This is a genomic window from Streptomyces dysideae, from assembly GCF_001514305.1.
Lineage (GTDB): Bacteria > Actinomycetota > Actinomycetes > Streptomycetales > Streptomycetaceae > Streptomyces > Streptomyces dysideae.
The window spans coordinates 528,857-544,773 of the sequence record NZ_KQ949075.1; the positions used below are offsets into that span (position 1 = coordinate 528,857).

The window sequence follows — 15,917 nt, forward strand, 5'->3', positions numbered from 1 at the left end:
AAAGACATCTTCGAGGGTGTGCCGTTCGACCGAGATCCTGTCCGGTATCACCCCGTGCTGCGCACACCACGACGTCACCGTCGCGAGCAGCTGTGGGTCGACCTTGCCGACGACGCGGTACGAGCCGGGTGTGAGCTCGGCGGCCGTGCAGTCCGCCGGGAGTGCTTTCAGGAGCGATGCCACGTCCAGTCCCGGGCGGCCGGTGAAGCGGAGGGTGTTCTCGGCGCCGCCGCGGCACAGCTGCTCGGGGGAGCCCTGGGCGATGACGCGGCCGGCGTCGATGATCGCGACGTCGTCGGCGAGCTGCTCGGCCTCGTCCATGTGGTGGGTGGTGAGGATGACGGAGACGCCGTCGGTGCGCAGGTCGCGGACGAGGTCCCAGGTGGCGCGGCGGGCCTGCGGGTCGAGGCCGGCGGTCGGCTCGTCGAGGAACACCAGTTCCGGGCGGCCCACGACGGCCATGGCGAGCGCGAGCCGTTGCTGCTGGCCGCCGGACAGCCTGCGGTACGTGGTGCGGCCGCAGCTGCCGAGGCCGAGGCGCTCGATCAGGGCGTCCACGTCCAGGGGGTGTGCGTGCAGCTTGGCGACATGGCGGAGCATCTCGTCGGCGCGGGCGCCCGAGTAGACGCCGCCGGACTGGAGCATCACGCCGATGCGGGGGCGCAGGGTGCCGGACTGTCTCACCGGGTCGAGGCCCAGGACGCGTACTGTGCCGGAGTCCGGCCGCCGGTACCCCTCGCAGGTCTCGACCGTCGTCGTCTTGCCCGCGCCGTTGGGGCCGAGTACGGCGGTCACGCCCGCCTTGGCCACCAGGTCGAGGCCGTCCACCGCGGTCTTCGTGCCGTACCGCTTCACCAGGGCCTGGACCTGGATCACGGGCTCAGTTCGCATGGGTCCAGAGTCTAGGTACGCGAGCGGTCCCCCAGACCAGGGGGTTCACATCTCGTCCTCGCGGGACCGGTGCACGGCCAGCCACCGCTCGGCATAGGCCACGGCGTCGGCGACCGGGAACAGCCGTACGTCGGCGGCGCCCACTGCGCCGCGTAGGACGGGCCGGTCCCGCTCGAAGTCATGCCCGAGTTCGTCGAACCGGTCGTCGGTGATGGACACCTCGGTCACGACTTCCCAGCCCGTGGGGCCCGGCCGGCCGACCTTCACGAGCGGCGTCGGTATGCGGTACTCGGCCAGGTGGAAGCTGGTGCAGGCGTCGTAGCCGGCGCCCATGAGGAGCACGCGCGCGTGGAGCGCCTCCAGCCGCGCGAGCGGGCTGCGCTCGCCGAGCCGGCAGTCGGGGGCGTGGCCCTCGGTGATCTCGGCCGCGCGGGGGCCGACCGCCGCGAAGGATGTCTGCGGGTGGGCGCTGCGCAGGGCGTCCGGCCAGTTCCGTACGGTCTCCGGGATCACGCCGACCCCGCGCGTGGGCGTGACCTGGGGGTCGTAGGCGGGCATGGTGGCGCGGATCGTCTCCCACCAGTCCTCGGGCACCGGTGGATTGCCCCACACGGCCGGGTCCGAGAGGTCGCCGGTCTGGGTGGGGACGACGAGTGTGCCGTCCGGACCGAGGGCGTCGAGGAGTCCCTGGACGACCGCGACGGGTCCTCCGCAGACCCAGCCGAGTGAGCTGAGCGAGGAGTGGACGAGGAGGGTCTCACCGCTTCGGACGCCAAGCTCTCGAAGCTGCTCGGCGACGCTGTCCCGGGTGACAAGAGGCCCGGTCGGAGGGGGTGTGGGCATGGTTCGGGAGTGTTCCGGACGAGGGGGCGCGGTGCCACCGATTTGATCGATCAAAGATCGTACCCGCAGGTCAGATTAGGTATGCCTAAGTGACGTAGGGCACCGTCCGATGGTCTGGACGCGGCTTGCCTGGTCTTGAGGAATTACGCAACAATGGCGTTGTGAAAAACGTCGGCGTGACTCGGGGCACCCCCACGGGGACCCCTCAGGAGGAGCTTGCGACCGGGGAGCGTTCCACACGCAACCGGGTCGCGCGGTCCATCCTGGACCACGGCCCGTCGACCGTCGCCGAGCTCGCCGGACGGCTGGGCCTGACGCAGGCGGCCGTACGGCGGCATCTGGACGCGCTGGTCGCCGACGACGTCGTGGAGGCGCGGGAGCAGCGGGTGTACGGCGCGCGTACGCGCGGGCGGCCCGCGAAGGTCTTCGCCCTCACCGATTGTGGCCGCGACGCCTTCGACCAGTCGTACGACAAGCTCGCCGCGGACGCGCTGCGCTGGATCGCCGAGCGCGAGGGCGGGCAGGAAGCGGTCGCCGCTTTCGCCCGGGCCCGGATCGCCGCCCAGGCGCGCGCGTACCGCAAGGCGGTCGAGGCGGTCACCCCCGACAAACGCACAGAAGCGCTGGCCAAGGCCTTGAGCGTGGACGGGTACGCTGCTACGGCGCGCAGCGCCCCCCTCCCTCAAAAGGGCGAGCAGCTCTGCCAGCACCACTGCCCGGTGGCCCATGTCGCGGAGCAGTTCCCCCAGCTGTGCGAGGCGGAGACGGAGATCTTCGCCGAGCTGCTCGGGACGCACGTCCAGCGGCTGGCGACCATCGCCCACGGCGACGGCGTCTGCACGACGTTCATCCCGAAGATTTCCCACACGCAACTTGACAGTCACCACGCATCTGCAAGCACGGCCGGGAGGAACCCCGCATGACTCTCCCCACGGAGACTGCCCACCCTGAGCTCGAGGGCCTGGGCAAGTACGAATACGGCTGGGCCGACTCCGACACGGCCGGCGCCTCTGCCAAGCGCGGCATCAACGAGGACGTCGTCCGCGACATCTCGGCGAAGAAGAGCGAACCGGAGTGGATGACCAAGCTCCGGCTCAAGGGCCTGCGCCTGTTCGACAAGAAGCCCATGCCGAACTGGGGCTCGGACCTGTCGGGCATCGACTTCGACAACATCAAGTACTTCGTACGTTCCACGGAGAAGCAGGCGGAGTCCTGGGAGGACCTGCCCGAGGACATCAAGAACACCTACGACAAGCTGGGCATCCCGGAGGCGGAGAAGCAGCGCCTCGTCGCCGGTGTCGCGGCCCAGTACGAGTCCGAGGTCGTCTACCACCAGATCCGCGAGGACCTGGAGGAGCAGGGCGTCATCTTCCTCGACACCGACACGGCCCTGAAGGAGCACCCGGAGCTCTTCAAGGAGTACTTCGGGACCGTCATCCCGGTCGGTGACAACAAGTTCGCGTCGCTGAACACCGCCGTGTGGTCGGGCGGCTCCTTCATCTACGTGCCGAAGGGCGTGCACGTCGAGATCCCGCTCCAGGCCTACTTCCGGATCAACACGGAGAACATGGGCCAGTTCGAGCGGACCCTGATCATCGTCGACGAGGGTGCGTACGTGCACTACGTCGAGGGCTGCACCGCGCCGATCTACAAGTCGGACTCGCTGCACTCCGCGGTCGTCGAGATCATCGTCAAGAAGAACGCCCGCTGCCGCTACACGACCATCCAGAACTGGTCGAACAACGTCTACAACCTGGTCACCAAGCGTGCCGTCGCCTACGAGGGCGCGACCATGGAGTGGATCGACGGCAACATCGGTTCCAAGGTGACGATGAAGTACCCGGCCGTCTACCTGATGGGCGAGCACGCCAAGGGTGAGACCCTCTCCATCGCCTTCGCGGGCGAGGGGCAGCACCAGGACGCCGGCTCCAAGATGGTCCACATGGCGCCGAACACGTCCTCCAACATCGTGTCGAAGTCCGTCGCCCGCGGTGGCGGCCGTACCTCCTACCGTGGTCTGGTGGAGATCGGCGAGGGCGCCCACGGCTCCAAGTCCAACGTGCTCTGTGACGCGCTGCTCGTCGACACCATCTCCCGCTCCGACACGTACCCGTACGTGGACGTCCGCGAGGACGACGTGTCCATGGGCCACGAGGCGACCGTCTCCAAGGTCTCCGAGGACCAGCTCTTCTACCTGATGAGCCGCGGTCTGAGCGAGTTCGAGGCGATGGCGATGATCGTGCGCGGCTTCGTCGAGCCCATCGCGAAGGAGCTGCCCATGGAGTACGCACTCGAGCTCAACCGGCTGATCGAGCTGCAGATGGAAGGCGCGGTCGGCTAAGGCCCGCCCTCCGCAGACAGCTAGCGAAATCTGACGTAGGAAAGAGAGCAGACCGACAGCCATGGCTGAGGCTCAGAACTCCCCCACCCTCAACTCCGTTCGGGCGGGGGGACCCCCGTCCGTGGGGTCCACCACCGCGGGCCAGATCGCGGTGGCCGCCGAGTCGACCGTCGCCACGCGCATGAGCGCGCCCCCGTCCTTCGACGTCGCGGACTTCCCGGTCCCGCACGGCCGCGAGGAGGAGTGGCGGTTCACCCCGCTGGAGCGCCTGCGCGGGCTGCACGACGGCACCGCCGTGGCGACCGGCGACGGCCTGCAGGTCACCGTCGACGCCCCCGAGGGCGTCGTCGTCGAGACCGTCGGCCGTGACGACGCGCGGCTCGGCAAGGCGGGCACCCCGGTGGACCGCGTCGCCGCCCAGGCGTACTCGGCGTTCGAGAAGGCCGGTGTCGTCACCGTCCCCAAGGAGACGGTGCTCACCGAGCCGATCCGTATCGCCGTGCACGGCGAGGGCGGGGTCGCCTACGGCCACCAGGTGATCGAGCTGGGCGCCTTCGCCGAGGCCGTCGTCGTCATCGACCACACCGGTGACGCCGTGCTCGCCGCCAACGTCGACTACATCCTGGGCGACGGTGCCAAGCTGACCGTCGTCTCCGTCCAGGACTGGGACGACAAGGCCGTGCACGTGGGCCAGCACAACGCGCTGATCGGCCGGGACGCCACCTTCAAGTCGTTCGTGGTCACCTTCGGCGGCGACCTCGTACGCCTGCACCCGCGTGTCGCGTACGCCGGCACCGGCGCCGAGGCCGAGCTGTTCGGCCTCTACTTCACCGACGCCGGTCAGCACCAGGAGCACCGCCTCCTCGTCGACCACAACACCCCGCACTGCAAGTCCAACGTCGCCTACAAGGGCGCGCTCCAGGGCGACGACGCGCACGCGGTGTGGATCGGTGACGTGCTGATCGAGGCCAAGGCCGAGGGCACGGACACGTACGAGATGAACCGCAACCTGGTCCTGACGGACGGGGCGCGCGTGGACTCCGTACCGAACCTCGAGATCGAGACCGGCGAGATCGTCGGCGCCGGCCACGCCTCGGCGACCGGCCGCTTCGACGACGAGCAGCTCTTCTACCTGATGGCCCGCGGCATCCCGGCCGACGAGGCCCGCCGTCTGGTGGTCCGGGGCTTCTTCGCCGAGCTGGTCCAGCAGATCGGCGTCGACGACATCGAGGAACGTCTCCTCGTGAAGATCGACGAGGAGCTGGAGGCGTCGGTCTGATGGCTGCCTCTTCGACGTTCCTACGCGCCTGTGGGCTGAGCGAGCTGGAGGAGGACACCCCGAAGCGGGTGGAACTCGACGGCACGCCGGTCTCGGTCGTGAAGACCGAGGGGGAGGTGTTCGCGATCCACGACATCTGCTCGCACGCGAACGTCTCGCTCTCCGAGGGCGAGGTGGAGGACTGCCAGATCGAGTGCTGGCTGCACGGCTCCAGCTTCGACCTCCGCACCGGCAAGCCGTCCGGCCTTCCCGCGACGCGCCCCGTCCCCGTATACCCCGTAAAGATCGAAGGGGACGACGTGCTCGTCTCCCTCACCCAGGAGTCCTGAGGCACCCATGGCAACGCTTGAAATCCGAGACCTGCACGTCACCGTCGAGGCCGACAACGCCACGAAGGAGATCCTCAAGGGCGTCGACCTCACCGTGAAGCAGGGCGAGACGCACGCCATCATGGGCCCCAACGGCTCGGGCAAGTCGACCCTCGCCTACTCCCTCGCGGGTCACCCGAAGTACACGATCACCGGCGGCACCGTCACCCTCGACGGCGAGGACGTCCTGGAGATGTCCGTCGACGAGCGCGCCCGCGCGGGCCTGTTCCTGGCGATGCAGTACCCGGTCGAGGTCCCCGGCGTCTCGGTCTCCAACTTCCTGCGCACCTCCGCCACCGCGATTCGCGGCGAGGCCCCCAAGCTGCGTACGTGGGTGAAGGAGGTCAAGGAGGCCATGGAGCGCCTCAACATGGACCCGTCCTTCGCCGAGCGCAACGTCAACGAGGGCTTCTCCGGCGGTGAGAAGAAGCGCCACGAGATCCTCCAGCTCGAGCTGCTCAAGCCGAAGGTCGCGATCCTCGACGAGACGGACTCCGGTCTGGACGTCGACGCGCTCCGTGTCGTCTCCGAGGGCGTCAACCGCGTCCGCGAGAGCGGCGAGGTCGGCACCCTGCTGATCACGCACTACACGCGCATCCTGCGCTACATCAAGCCCGACTACGTCCACGTCTTCTCCGCCGGCCGCATCGTCGAGTCCGGCGGCGCCGAACTCGCCGACAAGCTGGAGAACGAGGGCTACGAGGTCTACACGAAGGGTGGCTCCGTGAGCGGAGCGAACTCAGAGGAGGAAGTCGCGTGACATTGCTGCCGGGCCTCCTCGACACCGAGGCGATCCGCAAGGACTTCCCGATCCTGGACCGTCTGGTCCACGACGACCGGAAGCTCGTCTACCTGGACAACGCGGCGACCTCGCAGAAGCCGCGCCAGGTACTGGACGCCCTGAGCGAGTACTACGAGCGCTACAACGCCAACGTCCACCGCGGTGTGCATGTGCTCGCCGAGGAGGCCACGGCGCTGTACGAGGGCGCGCGTGACAAGGCCGCCGAGTTCATCAACGCGCCCAGCCGCGACGAGGTGATCTTCACGAAGAACGCCTCCGAGTCGCTCAACCTCGTGGCCAACATGCTCGGCTGGGCCGACGAGCCCTACCGGGTGGACCACGAGACCGAGATCGTCATCACAGAGATGGAGCACCACTCCAACATCGTGCCGTGGCAGCTGCTGGCGCAGCGCACGGGCGCGAAGCTGAAGTGGTTCGGCCTGACCGACGACGGCCGCCTCGACCTGTCCAACATCGACGAGATCATCACCGAGAAGACGAAGATCGTCTCCTTCGTGCTGGTGTCGAACATCCTGGGTACGGTCAACCCGGTCGAGGCGATAGTGCGCCGCGCGCAGGAGGTCGGCGCCCTGGTCTGCATCGACGCCTCGCAGGCCGCGCCGCACATGCCGGTCGACGTGCAGGCTCTGCAGGCCGACTTCGTGGCCTTCACCGGGCACAAGATGTGCGGCCCGACCGGCATCGGTGTGCTGTGGGGCCGCCAGGAGCTCCTGGAGGACCTGCCCCCGTTCCTGGGCGGCGGCGAGATGATCGAGACGGTGTCGATGCACTCGTCGACGTACGCTCCCGCCCCGCACAAGTTCGAGGCGGGCACGCCCCCGATCGCGCAGGCGGTCGGTCTGGGCGCGGCCATCGACTACCTGAACTCGATCGGCATGGAGAAGATCCTCGCCCATGAGCACGCGCTCACCGAGTACGCGGTGCGGCGTCTTGCGGAGGTCCCGGACCTGCGGATCATCGGCCCGGCCACGGCCGAGGACCGGGGCGCCGCGATCTCCTTCACTCTCGGGGACATCCACCCGCACGACGTGGGCCAGGTCCTCGACGAGCAGGGCATCGCGGTCCGTGTCGGCCACCACTGCGCACGGCCGGTCTGCCTCCGCTACGGAATTCCTGCGACCACGCGAGCGTCGTTCTATCTGTACTCCACGCCGGCCGAGATCGACGCTCTGGTCGACGGTCTGGAGCACGTACGGAACTTCTTCGGCTGAGGGGCGTGCTGATCAAGGTGAAACTGGATTCCATGTACCAGGAAGTCATCCTGGACCACTACAAGCACCCGCACGGGCGTGGTCTGCGGGATGGCGACGCCGAGGTGCACCATGTGAACCCGACCTGCGGCGACGAGATCACCCTCCGTGTGAAGTACGACGGCACGACGATCAAGGACGTCTCCTACGAGGGCCAGGGCTGCTCGATCAGCCAGGCCAGCGCGTCCGTGCTGAACGACCTGCTGGTCGGCAAGGACCTGTCCGACGCGCAGAAGATCCAGGAGACCTTCCTGGAGCTGATGCAGTCCAAGGGGAAGATCGAACCCGACGACGCGATGGAGGAGGTGCTGGAGGACGCGGTCGCGTTCGCCGGTGTCTCCAAGTACCCGGCCCGGGTCAAGTGCGCCCTCCTCAGCTGGATGGCGTGGAAGGACGCGACGGCCCAGGCCCTGGGCGGAGCCGACGCCGAAAGGAAGACGGCATGACCGACACCGTGGAGATGAAGCCGGCCTCCGAGGAGGAGGTCCGCGAGGCCCTGTACGACGTCGTCGACCCCGAGCTGGGCATCGATGTCGTCAACCTCGGCCTCATCTACGGCATCCACATCGACGACGCGAACATCGCGACGATCGACATGACCCTGACCTCGGCGGCCTGCCCGCTGACGGACGTCATCGAGGACCAGGCCAAGTCCGCCACGGACGGCCTCGTCAACGAGCTCCGCATCAACTGGGTGTGGATGCCGCCGTGGGGCCCCGACAAGATCACGGACGACGGCCGGGAGCAGCTCCGGGCGCTGGGGTTCAACGTCTGAGATCAGCTGACCGAAGCAAACGGTGACGCCCCTTGGGCGTCGCCGTTTCTCGTGCCCTCAGGCCGCCCCGTCCACCAGCCAGAACGTCGAGTCCGAGATGAACAGCTCGCTGTGCTGGTACGGGTCCAGGCGGATCTGGAAGTTCTGGTGGCGGAGGTAGCGGCCGGGGTAGTTGACCGACTCCAGCATGGTCGCGCCCGAGTGGGGTGAGGTGCGGGGGCAGAAGGTGGCGTCCTTCTTGAAGAGGGACGAACCGTCGTTGCGGTCGGCGCGGAGGAGGAATTCGCGGTGGCGGAGGTAGGCGCCGTCCGTGGTCGCGAAGGAGTAGCAGGACGTGTCGGCCAGGCCCTTGACCAGTTTGAAGGCGGAGGCGGTCGGGGCGAGTTTCACGTAGCTGCCGCTCACCTGCCAGTAGCGGTCGGGGTAGTTCACCGAGCGGACCGACTTCCAGTTCACCGCCGGAGGCTTGGGGGTGGGCGAACCGGGCTCGGTGGACGGGGACTTGGACGGTTCCGCCGCCGGTGACGGGCTGGTGCCGTGCTGGCGGGGTTCCGTCGTCGTGGCCCGTTCCGTCGGGAGGGCGCTCTTGCCCTTGGGCGGGACGGCCTCCGTCTCCGACGGGGTGGCGAACGAGATCAGGCCGGGGCCCGTCGTGTTCGCGGCGGCGCCCGCACCTGACCGGTCGTCAGCCGCCTTGTCCGTCACGGCTATTGCCGTCACGCACGCGACGACGGTGGCCACCGCCATGGTGCCGGCCAGCCACAGACGGCGAGTGCCCGGCGCCCGGGAGGTGTCCGGAGTCCAGCCGTTCTCCCACGGTTGGTCCTCGGCGGGCCGGGGCTTGTTGTCTGGCATGCGCTGTTCCTCCAGCGGCGTCATGAGGCGACGGCCGCGGCTGCGATGGCCCGGTATGTGAACGGTGAAACACTAGTGGACCCAGTGCTCGCGGAGCAGCCGTTTGCGGCGAGCGGTTCTCACCTCTGTCTCACCCTCCTCTTCCACATCTCTTTCTCAGGGCAGGCCAAGGTTCGTCTCATGCGGCGGCACCAGCGTGGAAACGTGGGTACACCCGCACCTGCCTCCGCCACCCGGCCCGTGTTCGTCCTCGGCTGTGCCCGCTCCCGAACGACGCTGCTGCAGCTGATGCTGCACGCCCACCCCCGGATCGCGCTGCCCCCCGAAACCCGCTTCGTATTGCCCGCCTACGAGGGCCGGCTCCGTTTCGGGGACCTGCGCGACGCCGACAACCGCGCCGGGCTCGCCCACTGGATCACCGGCCGGAAGGAGACCCGGTTCCATGAACTGGGGCCTGTCCGGCGGATCATGCCGCAGACGCGGGGGCTGGCACGCCCATCTGCCGCGTTGTCGTCGGTCGCCGACTCCCCCACTCTCGACTTCGCACGAGCTGCGCTTCGAGGACCTGGTGGCGGACCCGGAGCCCCAACTCCAGTATCTCTGCGCCTGCTTGGGTGGGGAGTACGACCCCGGCATGACCGAGCCGCGCCGGCCGGACCGTACCGCCGTACCCGCCCGCAAGACCTGGCACCGGCGCACCCACGGCGCCCTGGACGCCTCCCGGACGGGCAGCCGGCAGCGGCGGCTGACGCCGGATCAGTTCCGCCTGTGCGAGGCGGTACTGGGCGAGCGGTGGTCCGCAACGGCTACGAACTCAGCGGCGCCGTCCGCCCCGGCCCCGCCGAGCTCCTCCGCTACCTCCGCGTCTCGGCACTGCGCCGCGCCGCGCACGCCAAGCGGCGGACGCTCGACCGTCTGGCACGGGTGCGCGAACCGGGTCCCGTGGCCGTCCAGCCTTGATGTGTACGGGCGTACGCATCGTTGTGTACGCTTGTACGCATGGGATTCCTTCTGCTCGCCGGAGCCATCGCGGCCGAGGTGGCCGCCACGACCGCCATGAAGTACAGCGACGGCTTCAGCAGGCTGTGGCCCTCGCTGCTGACCGGCCTCGGTTACGTCGTCTCGTTCGCGCTGCTCGCCCAGACGCTGAAGACGGTCTCGGTCGGCACGGCGTACGCGATCTGGTCCGGCGCCGGTACCGCGGCCATCGTCGCCATCGGCCTGGTGTTCCTGGGGGAGGGGATGACCGCCGCCAAGGCCGCCGGCATCGCGCTGATCATCGTCGGCGTGGTGGTGCTGAACCTGGGAGGTGCGCACTGATGGCCCGGCGTCACGACCCCGAGCGGCGGCAGCGGATCATCGACGCGGCGATCCGGGTCGTCGGCCGGAAGGGCCTCGCCGGCCTGAGTCACCGCTCGGTCGCCGCCGAGGCCGACGTGCCGCTCGGCTCGACGACGTACCACTTCACGACCCTCGACGAGCTGATGGTCGCCGCGCTGCGGCAGGCCAACGAGTGCTTCGCCGAGCTGATCGCGGCGCGCGGCGGCCTGACGGGCCCCGGCACCGACCTGGCCGCCGAACTCGCCTCCTTGACGGGCGAGTGGCTCGCGGGCGACCGCACCGGCGTGGAGCTGGAGTACGAGCTCTACCTGGCCGCTCTGCGCCGCCCCGCCCTGCGCCCCATCGCCGCCGAATGGGCCGAGAACCTAGCCGCTCTGCTGTCCCGCCACACGGACCCGGCCACGGCCCGGGCCCTGGTGGCCATGCTGGACGGGATCTGTCTCCAAGTACTGCTCACGGACCAGGCGTACGACGAGAAGTACGCGCGCGAGATGATGGCCCGGATCATTCCGGCGAGCCCAGCCGCCTGACCGCCGCCAGCGCCTCCTCCACGCTCGCCACGACGTCCGGCACCGGATACTGCACGTCCCGCACCACTCGCTCCCGGTCGACGACGAGCGTCAGCCGCTTCAGCCGACTGGCGCCCGCCGCCCGGAACGTCGGCAGCCGCAGGGCCGCGATCAGCGACAGCCCGGCGTCGGACAGCAGCGGAAAGCGCAGCCGCTCCCTCTTCGCGAACTCCCGCTGCTCGTCCGGGCGTTGGGTGGAGACACCGTGCACGGTGGCGCCCGTGGCGGTGAAGTCGGCGAGCCGGTCCCGGTAGGTGCAGGACTCCAGGGTGCAGCCGGGGGCGCCGGGAATGTCGTTCCAGCCGGGCGGGTAGGCGCCGGCACGCGCATAGGCGCCCGGGAAGCAGTACAGGACCGTGTACGGGGTGTCCGCGGCGACCGGATCGCGCGGCTCGCCGTCGTGGTCGGACAGCCGCAGCTCGGGAATCCGGGTGCCCACCAGCTCGTGGACCCGCTGGGCCTCCAGGGACGCCTCCGTCGCCGTGGCCGTCGTGCTTCCGTCGCCCAGGACCCAGGCGTCTCCCCAGTCCTGGAGGGCGACGAGCACCGGCAACAGGGCCCGGCCGCGCGGAGTCAGCCGGTACTCGTGGCGCACCGGACGGTCCTGATACGGCACCCGCACCAGTACCTCGGCATCCACGAGAAGCCGCAGCCGTTCCGTCAGCACCTTGCGGGACATGCCCAGTTCACGCTGCAGCTCGTCGAAGCGATGCACGCCGCGTGCCGCGTCCCGGACGATCAGTAGCGTCCACCAGTCGCCGACGACGTCCAGGGCCTGCGCGATGGCGCAGCTGGAGTCCTCAAGGCTCGTTCTGCGGGCCATCGGCCCGCCTCCCTTCGTCCGCCGGCGGTTGACCCGAGGTTGCCATGCTGACATGGTTAGTTCCCAAAAGGAACTCACTGGGGAGGGTGACGGGTGCGGACACTGAGGGACGTCCCCCGCACGGTCTGGCTGCTGGCCTGCGGCACCTTCGCGAACTCGGCGATGAGCGTCGCCTTCGCCTACCTCTTCCTCTATCTGACCGGCCCGCGCGGCCTCGGCGCCGGCGAAGCGGGGCTGCTCAGCGGCATAGGCGGAGTCGGCCTGGTCGCGGGCAACTTCACCGGCGGCTGGTTCGGCGACCGGTACGGCCACCGGCGCGTGCTGCTCGCGTCCGCGGCCACGGCCGGGCTGGTCCTGGCCGCCGTACCCCTCCTGCCGACACCGCTGCTCTTCGCCGCACTGCCCGTCGCCGAGTACGCCGCCGGAGTACAGCGCGCCGCGAACTCCACGCTCGTCGCCGCCGTCGTGCCCGAGGGAGCGCGGCGCCAGGCGTTCGCGGTGGTGCGGGCGGCCGGCAACGGCGGGTTCACCGTCGGGCCGGTGCTCGGCGCGCTGGTCGCGACCCGGCTGTCGTACGACTGGCTCTACGTCGCGGAGGGCCTCGGCGCGCTCGGGCTCGCGTGCTGGACGGCCCGGGTGGTGCCCGCGCGGGTGACGGGCGGTGCGCGGCGGAAGGAGGACCGGAACGGCGGCGGGCTCTGGCCCGAGCTGCGGGCCCGCCCGGCCGTGCTGGTCCTGCTGGCGGCGATCCTCGTCACCGACGTCGTCTACCGCCAGCAGTACTCGACCTTCCCCGTCCACCTCGCCGACCACGGCCTCGACATCGGCGTCTACGGGGCGCTGCTCGCCGTCAACGGCGGCATCCTGCTCTGCCTGGAACTGCCCGCCGCACTCGCCCTGCGCCGCCGCTCCCCGCTGCACATCGTGGGCTCCGGCCTGCTGCTGGTCGGGGCCGGCTACGGCGTACTGCTGCTGGGGGCCGGCCTCGCCACGGCGGTGGCGATGATGACGCTGCTCACCCTCGGCGAGCTGCTGTACAAGACGACCGCCACGGCCTACGTCGCCGATGAGGCCCCCGACCACGTCCAGGGCCGCTTCCAGTCGCTCTACGCCGGGGCGTCGATCAGCGGCATGGTCCTGGCCGCGCCGCTGGGCGGTCTGGTGTACGAGACGGCGCCCGGAGTGCTGTGGCCGGTGTGCGCGGGGCTGGCGGTACTGGCGGGCGTCGCGGTGCTGGTCGCCGGTCGGCGCAGCTCAGCCCGGTCGGCGGCTGCCCGGCACGTGAGACGTGCTCCCACCGGTTCGCCCCCGCGGGCGGCGTCACGTTAGGTTGCCCTCATGACCGACACGACTGCTCCTCGCACCACCGGCGCCGTTGCCGCCGGCCTCGCCACCCTCGCCGCTGACGGCACCGTTCTCGACACCTGGTTCCCCGCCCCCGAACTGAAGGCCGAACCCGGCCCGTCCGGCACGGAGCGGCTGTCCGCCGAGAAGGCCGTGGAACTGCTCGGCGAGGGCGCCGCCAAGGCGCTCGGCCCGGACGCCCGCCGGGGCGTCGAGGTGGTCGCGGTCCGCACGGTCATCGGCTCCCTCGACGACAAGCCCATCGACGCCCACGACGTCTACCTCCGCCTCCACCTCCTCTCGCACCGGCTGGTCAAGCCGCACGGCCAGAGCCTGGACGGCATGTTCGGCTTCCTCGCCAACGTCGCCTGGACCTCCCTCGGCCCGGTCGCCGTCGACGACGTCGAGAAGGTCCGGCTGAACGCCCGCGCCGAGGGCCTGCACCTCCAGGTGACGTCGGTCGACAAGTTCCCGCGCATGACGGACTACGTGGCCCCCAAGGGCGTCCGCATCGCCGACGCCGACCGGGTCCGCCTGGGCGCCCATCTCGCCGAGGGCACCACGGTCATGCACGAGGGCTTCGTGAACTTCAACGCCGGCACCCTCGGCACCTCCATGGTCGAGGGCCGTATCTCCGCGGGCGTCGTCATCGGCGACGGCTCCGACATCGGCGGCGGCGCCTCCACCATGGGCACGCTGTCCGGCGGCGGCAACGTGATCATCTCCATCGGCGAGCGCTGCCTGATCGGCGCCGAGGCGGGCGTCGGCATCGCGCTCGGCGACGAGTGCGTCGTAGAGGCCGGTCTGTACGTCACCGCCGGCACCCGCGTCACCATGCCCGACGGCCAGATCATCAAGGCCCGCGAGCTGTCCGGCGCCTCCAACATCATGTTCCGCCGCAACTCGGTCACCGGCACGGTCGAGGCCCGCCCGAACAACGCGGTCTGGGGCGGCCTGAACGAGATCCTGCACAGCCACAACTGACCCGCCCGCGCTCACGTACGGGTTACCCAGCGTGACCTCGCGGTGGTTTTGGCAGATGAACGGGTGGACGCTTCAGTCCGATCAGACGCCGAACCGACGAAACGAGGGACCTGGGCATGAGGAACGAGCGGGCGCGAGGCGTGGTGCGCTGTCTGACGGGAGTGGTCACGGTGGCGGCGGCCTGCTGGCTGCCGGCCGGCACCGCCCACGCCGACGAGACCAACACGGCCTCGCACAACGGCCCCCGCATCGGGCTGGTCAACGTGGGGCAGGTAGATGACCCGATGGAGGATGTGCTGGAGCACTTCCTGCTCCTCGGCGACGGGTACCGCTGGGGCTGATCGGCACCGGGTACAGCGCGGGGCCGGGGCCGTACCGCACGCGAACGCGGTACGGCCCCGGCCCTTTCGGCTCCCGGAGCCGGTCTTCGCCCAGCGGTGAGGTGATCAGACGGCCGGCAGCCGCTCGTACGCCACCAGCAGCCCGTCGATCGCCTCACGGTCGGCGGGCCGCAGGGGTGCGCGGACCGGGCCTGCGGGCAGGCCGAGTTCATTGAGTACCGCCTTGACGGTGACCGTGCCGGGCAGACCGGCCGACATCATCGACTCGATGAGCGGCGTGGCACGTTGCTGCCGCCGGACCGCTTCCGCCGTGCCGCCCGCGTCGAACACGTCGAGAACCGCCCGGAGCTGCGCCGGGACGACGTTCGCGACCGTGCTGATGTACCCCGCCCCGCCCACCGCGTACAGCGCGAGATTGTGCTCGTCGCAGCCCGCGTAGTACGCCAGCTCCGTGCGGGACAGCACCTTCTGGGCGGCGAGGAAGTCGTAGGAGCAGTCCTTCACCGCGACGATCCGTGGATGCTCGGCAAGCCGGACGATGGTGTCCGGCTCGATGCGGGTGCCGGTGCGGCCCGGGATGTCGTACAGCGCGAGCGGCAGCCCGCAGGCGTCGGCGACCTCCCGGAAGTGCGCCTCCAGCGCGTCCTGCGGGGGCTTGCTGTAGTAGGGCGAGACCACCAGCAGCCCGTCCGCACCCGCCTTCTCGGCCGCCAGCGCCAGCTCGACGGTGTGCCGGGTGTCGAAGGTGCCCACCCCCGCCACGACCGTCACCCGGTCGCCCACCGCCTCCCGGACCGCCGCGACGAGCGCCGCCTTCTCGGCGTCCGAGGTGGTCGGCGACTCACCCGTCGTACCGGACAGCACCAGCCCGTCGCACCCGCCCGCCACCAGCCGCACGGCAAGCCGCTGCGCACCGTCGAGATCGAGCGCGCCCGCCTCGGTGAAAGGCGTGATCATGGCGCAGAGCGCGCGGCCGAAGGGCGGGGCGGAGGAGCCGAGGTAGGTCATAGGAGCAGTCTCGGCACGACGACCGTGAAGCTCCACTTAATTCTGCTACGAGATATTGGTAAGGGATGCTGTGTGATGAGGGTGAAGGTCCCGGCCGCCCGAT

19 protein-coding genes and 1 pseudogene are annotated in these 15,917 nt (G+C 70.0%); 15 read left to right on the forward strand and 5 right to left on the reverse strand.

The window, feature by feature from the left end:
• Both AQJ91_RS48620 and AQJ91_RS02375 read right to left on the reverse strand, forming a co-directional pair.
• On the reverse strand, positions 1 to 891 hold an 891-nt coding region (locus tag AQJ91_RS48620), incomplete at its 3' end, for an ABC transporter ATP-binding protein (RefSeq protein WP_079084635.1).
• Between the two features lie 45 nt (positions 892 to 936).
• Positions 937 to 1,734 (reverse strand): AAC(3) family N-acetyltransferase, encoded by a 798-nt coding sequence (locus tag AQJ91_RS02375; protein WP_067015460.1) that lies wholly within the window; start codon positions 1,732 to 1,734, stop codon positions 937 to 939.
• A gap of 161 nt (positions 1,735 to 1,895) precedes the next feature.
• On the opposite strand from AQJ91_RS02375, the gene AQJ91_RS02380 reads away from it, so the two are divergent.
• The 8 genes from AQJ91_RS02380 to AQJ91_RS02415 all read left to right on the forward strand — a co-directional run bounded on the left by AQJ91_RS02380 (position 1,896) and on the right by AQJ91_RS02415 (position 8,549).
• Positions 1,896 to 2,657, forward strand: a complete 762-nt coding sequence (locus AQJ91_RS02380; protein ID WP_067015463.1) for a helix-turn-helix transcriptional regulator — start codon at positions 1,896 to 1,898, stop codon at positions 2,655 to 2,657.
• The gene (gene sufB / locus AQJ91_RS02385) at positions 2,654 to 4,075 is read left to right on the forward strand and encodes a Fe-S cluster assembly protein SufB (RefSeq protein ID WP_031057584.1); all 1,422 of its coding nucleotides are present in this window, start codon (positions 2,654 to 2,656) and stop codon (positions 4,073 to 4,075) included. Before AQJ91_RS02380 ends, sufB begins: the two co-directional genes overlap by 4 nt.
• 61 nt (positions 4,076 to 4,136) lie before the next feature.
• Positions 4,137 to 5,354: a Fe-S cluster assembly protein SufD gene (gene sufD, locus AQJ91_RS02390; RefSeq protein ID WP_067015466.1), complete on the forward strand. Its 1,218-nt coding sequence runs from the start codon at positions 4,137 to 4,139 to the stop codon at positions 5,352 to 5,354.
• Positions 5,354 to 5,683 (forward strand): non-heme iron oxygenase ferredoxin subunit, encoded by a 330-nt coding sequence (locus AQJ91_RS02395; protein WP_067015469.1) that lies wholly within the window; start codon positions 5,354 to 5,356, stop codon positions 5,681 to 5,683. Before sufD ends, AQJ91_RS02395 begins: the two co-directional genes overlap by 1 nt.
• Before the next feature lie 7 nt (positions 5,684 to 5,690).
• The gene (gene sufC / locus AQJ91_RS02400) at positions 5,691 to 6,482 is read left to right on the forward strand and encodes a Fe-S cluster assembly ATPase SufC (RefSeq protein ID WP_067015472.1); all 792 of its coding nucleotides are present in this window, start codon (positions 5,691 to 5,693) and stop codon (positions 6,480 to 6,482) included.
• Entirely contained in the window at positions 6,479 to 7,735 is a 1,257-nt protein-coding gene (locus AQJ91_RS02405; RefSeq protein WP_067015475.1) for a cysteine desulfurase, read from the forward strand. Before sufC ends, AQJ91_RS02405 begins: the two co-directional genes overlap by 4 nt.
• Positions 7,736 to 7,752: 17 nt before the next feature.
• Positions 7,753 to 8,220, forward strand: a complete 468-nt coding sequence (gene sufU / locus AQJ91_RS02410; protein WP_067016112.1) for a Fe-S cluster assembly sulfur transfer protein SufU — start codon at positions 7,753 to 7,755, stop codon at positions 8,218 to 8,220.
• Positions 8,217 to 8,549, forward strand: coding sequence for a metal-sulfur cluster assembly factor (locus tag AQJ91_RS02415; protein WP_067015477.1), 333 nt, complete (start codon positions 8,217 to 8,219; stop codon positions 8,547 to 8,549). The genes sufU and AQJ91_RS02415 overlap by 4 nt, the downstream gene beginning before the upstream one ends.
• A 57-nt stretch (positions 8,550 to 8,606) precedes the next feature.
• Here AQJ91_RS02415 and AQJ91_RS02420 read toward each other — a convergent pair whose 3' ends face one another.
• Positions 8,607 to 9,404: an AbfB domain-containing protein gene (locus AQJ91_RS02420; protein WP_067015480.1), complete on the reverse strand. Its 798-nt coding sequence runs from the start codon at positions 9,402 to 9,404 to the stop codon at positions 8,607 to 8,609.
• A 180-nt stretch (positions 9,405 to 9,584) separates the two neighbouring features.
• Here AQJ91_RS02420 and AQJ91_RS58080 point away from each other — a divergent pair.
• The 4 genes and pseudogenes from AQJ91_RS58080 to AQJ91_RS02430 all read left to right on the forward strand — a co-directional run.
• Positions 9,585 to 9,812, forward strand: a pseudogene (locus AQJ91_RS58080) (sulfotransferase); the annotation flags it as partial.
• Between the two features lie 360 nt (positions 9,813 to 10,172).
• Positions 10,173 to 10,364 carry a hypothetical protein gene (locus AQJ91_RS55105; RefSeq protein ID WP_234381781.1) on the forward strand — a complete coding sequence of 64 codons (192 nt, stop codon included), beginning with the start codon at positions 10,173 to 10,175 and terminating at the stop codon, positions 10,362 to 10,364.
• A gap of 39 nt (positions 10,365 to 10,403) precedes the next feature.
• On the forward strand, positions 10,404 to 10,724 hold the full coding sequence (locus AQJ91_RS02425; protein WP_067015481.1) for a DMT family transporter: 321 nt from the start codon (positions 10,404 to 10,406) through the stop codon (positions 10,722 to 10,724).
• Positions 10,724 to 11,275, forward strand: a complete 552-nt coding sequence (locus tag AQJ91_RS02430) for a TetR/AcrR family transcriptional regulator (RefSeq protein ID WP_067015484.1) — start codon at positions 10,724 to 10,726, stop codon at positions 11,273 to 11,275. The genes AQJ91_RS02425 and AQJ91_RS02430 overlap by 1 nt, the downstream gene beginning before the upstream one ends.
• Here the strand turns inward: AQJ91_RS02430 and AQJ91_RS02435 are convergent.
• Entirely contained in the window at positions 11,250 to 12,137 is an 888-nt protein-coding gene (locus AQJ91_RS02435; RefSeq protein ID WP_067015487.1) for a winged helix-turn-helix transcriptional regulator, read from the reverse strand. The two genes, AQJ91_RS02430 and AQJ91_RS02435, sit on opposite strands and share 26 nt — an antisense overlap.
• A 93-nt stretch (positions 12,138 to 12,230) precedes the next feature.
• Here AQJ91_RS02435 and AQJ91_RS02440 point away from each other — a divergent pair, with 93 nt between their 5' ends.
• From AQJ91_RS02440 to AQJ91_RS02450, 3 genes are all read left to right on the forward strand, one after another.
• Positions 12,231 to 13,466 carry an MFS transporter gene (locus AQJ91_RS02440; protein ID WP_067015490.1) on the forward strand — a complete coding sequence of 412 codons (1,236 nt, stop codon included), beginning with the start codon at positions 12,231 to 12,233 and terminating at the stop codon, positions 13,464 to 13,466.
• A gap of 9 nt (positions 13,467 to 13,475) precedes the next feature.
• Positions 13,476 to 14,465 carry a 2,3,4,5-tetrahydropyridine-2,6-dicarboxylate N-succinyltransferase gene (dapD, locus tag AQJ91_RS02445; RefSeq protein ID WP_067015493.1) on the forward strand — a complete coding sequence of 330 codons (990 nt, stop codon included), beginning with the start codon at positions 13,476 to 13,478 and terminating at the stop codon, positions 14,463 to 14,465.
• Between the two features lie 116 nt (positions 14,466 to 14,581).
• Positions 14,582 to 14,806, forward strand: coding sequence for a hypothetical protein (locus AQJ91_RS02450; RefSeq protein ID WP_067015496.1), 225 nt, complete (start codon positions 14,582 to 14,584; stop codon positions 14,804 to 14,806).
• A gap of 105 nt (positions 14,807 to 14,911) precedes the next feature.
• On the opposite strand, the gene dapA is transcribed toward AQJ91_RS02450, so the two are convergent.
• Positions 14,912 to 15,814, reverse strand: coding sequence for a 4-hydroxy-tetrahydrodipicolinate synthase (gene dapA / locus AQJ91_RS02455; RefSeq protein ID WP_199847825.1), 903 nt, complete (start codon positions 15,812 to 15,814; stop codon positions 14,912 to 14,914).
• Between the last annotated feature and the right edge of the window lie 103 nt (positions 15,815 to 15,917).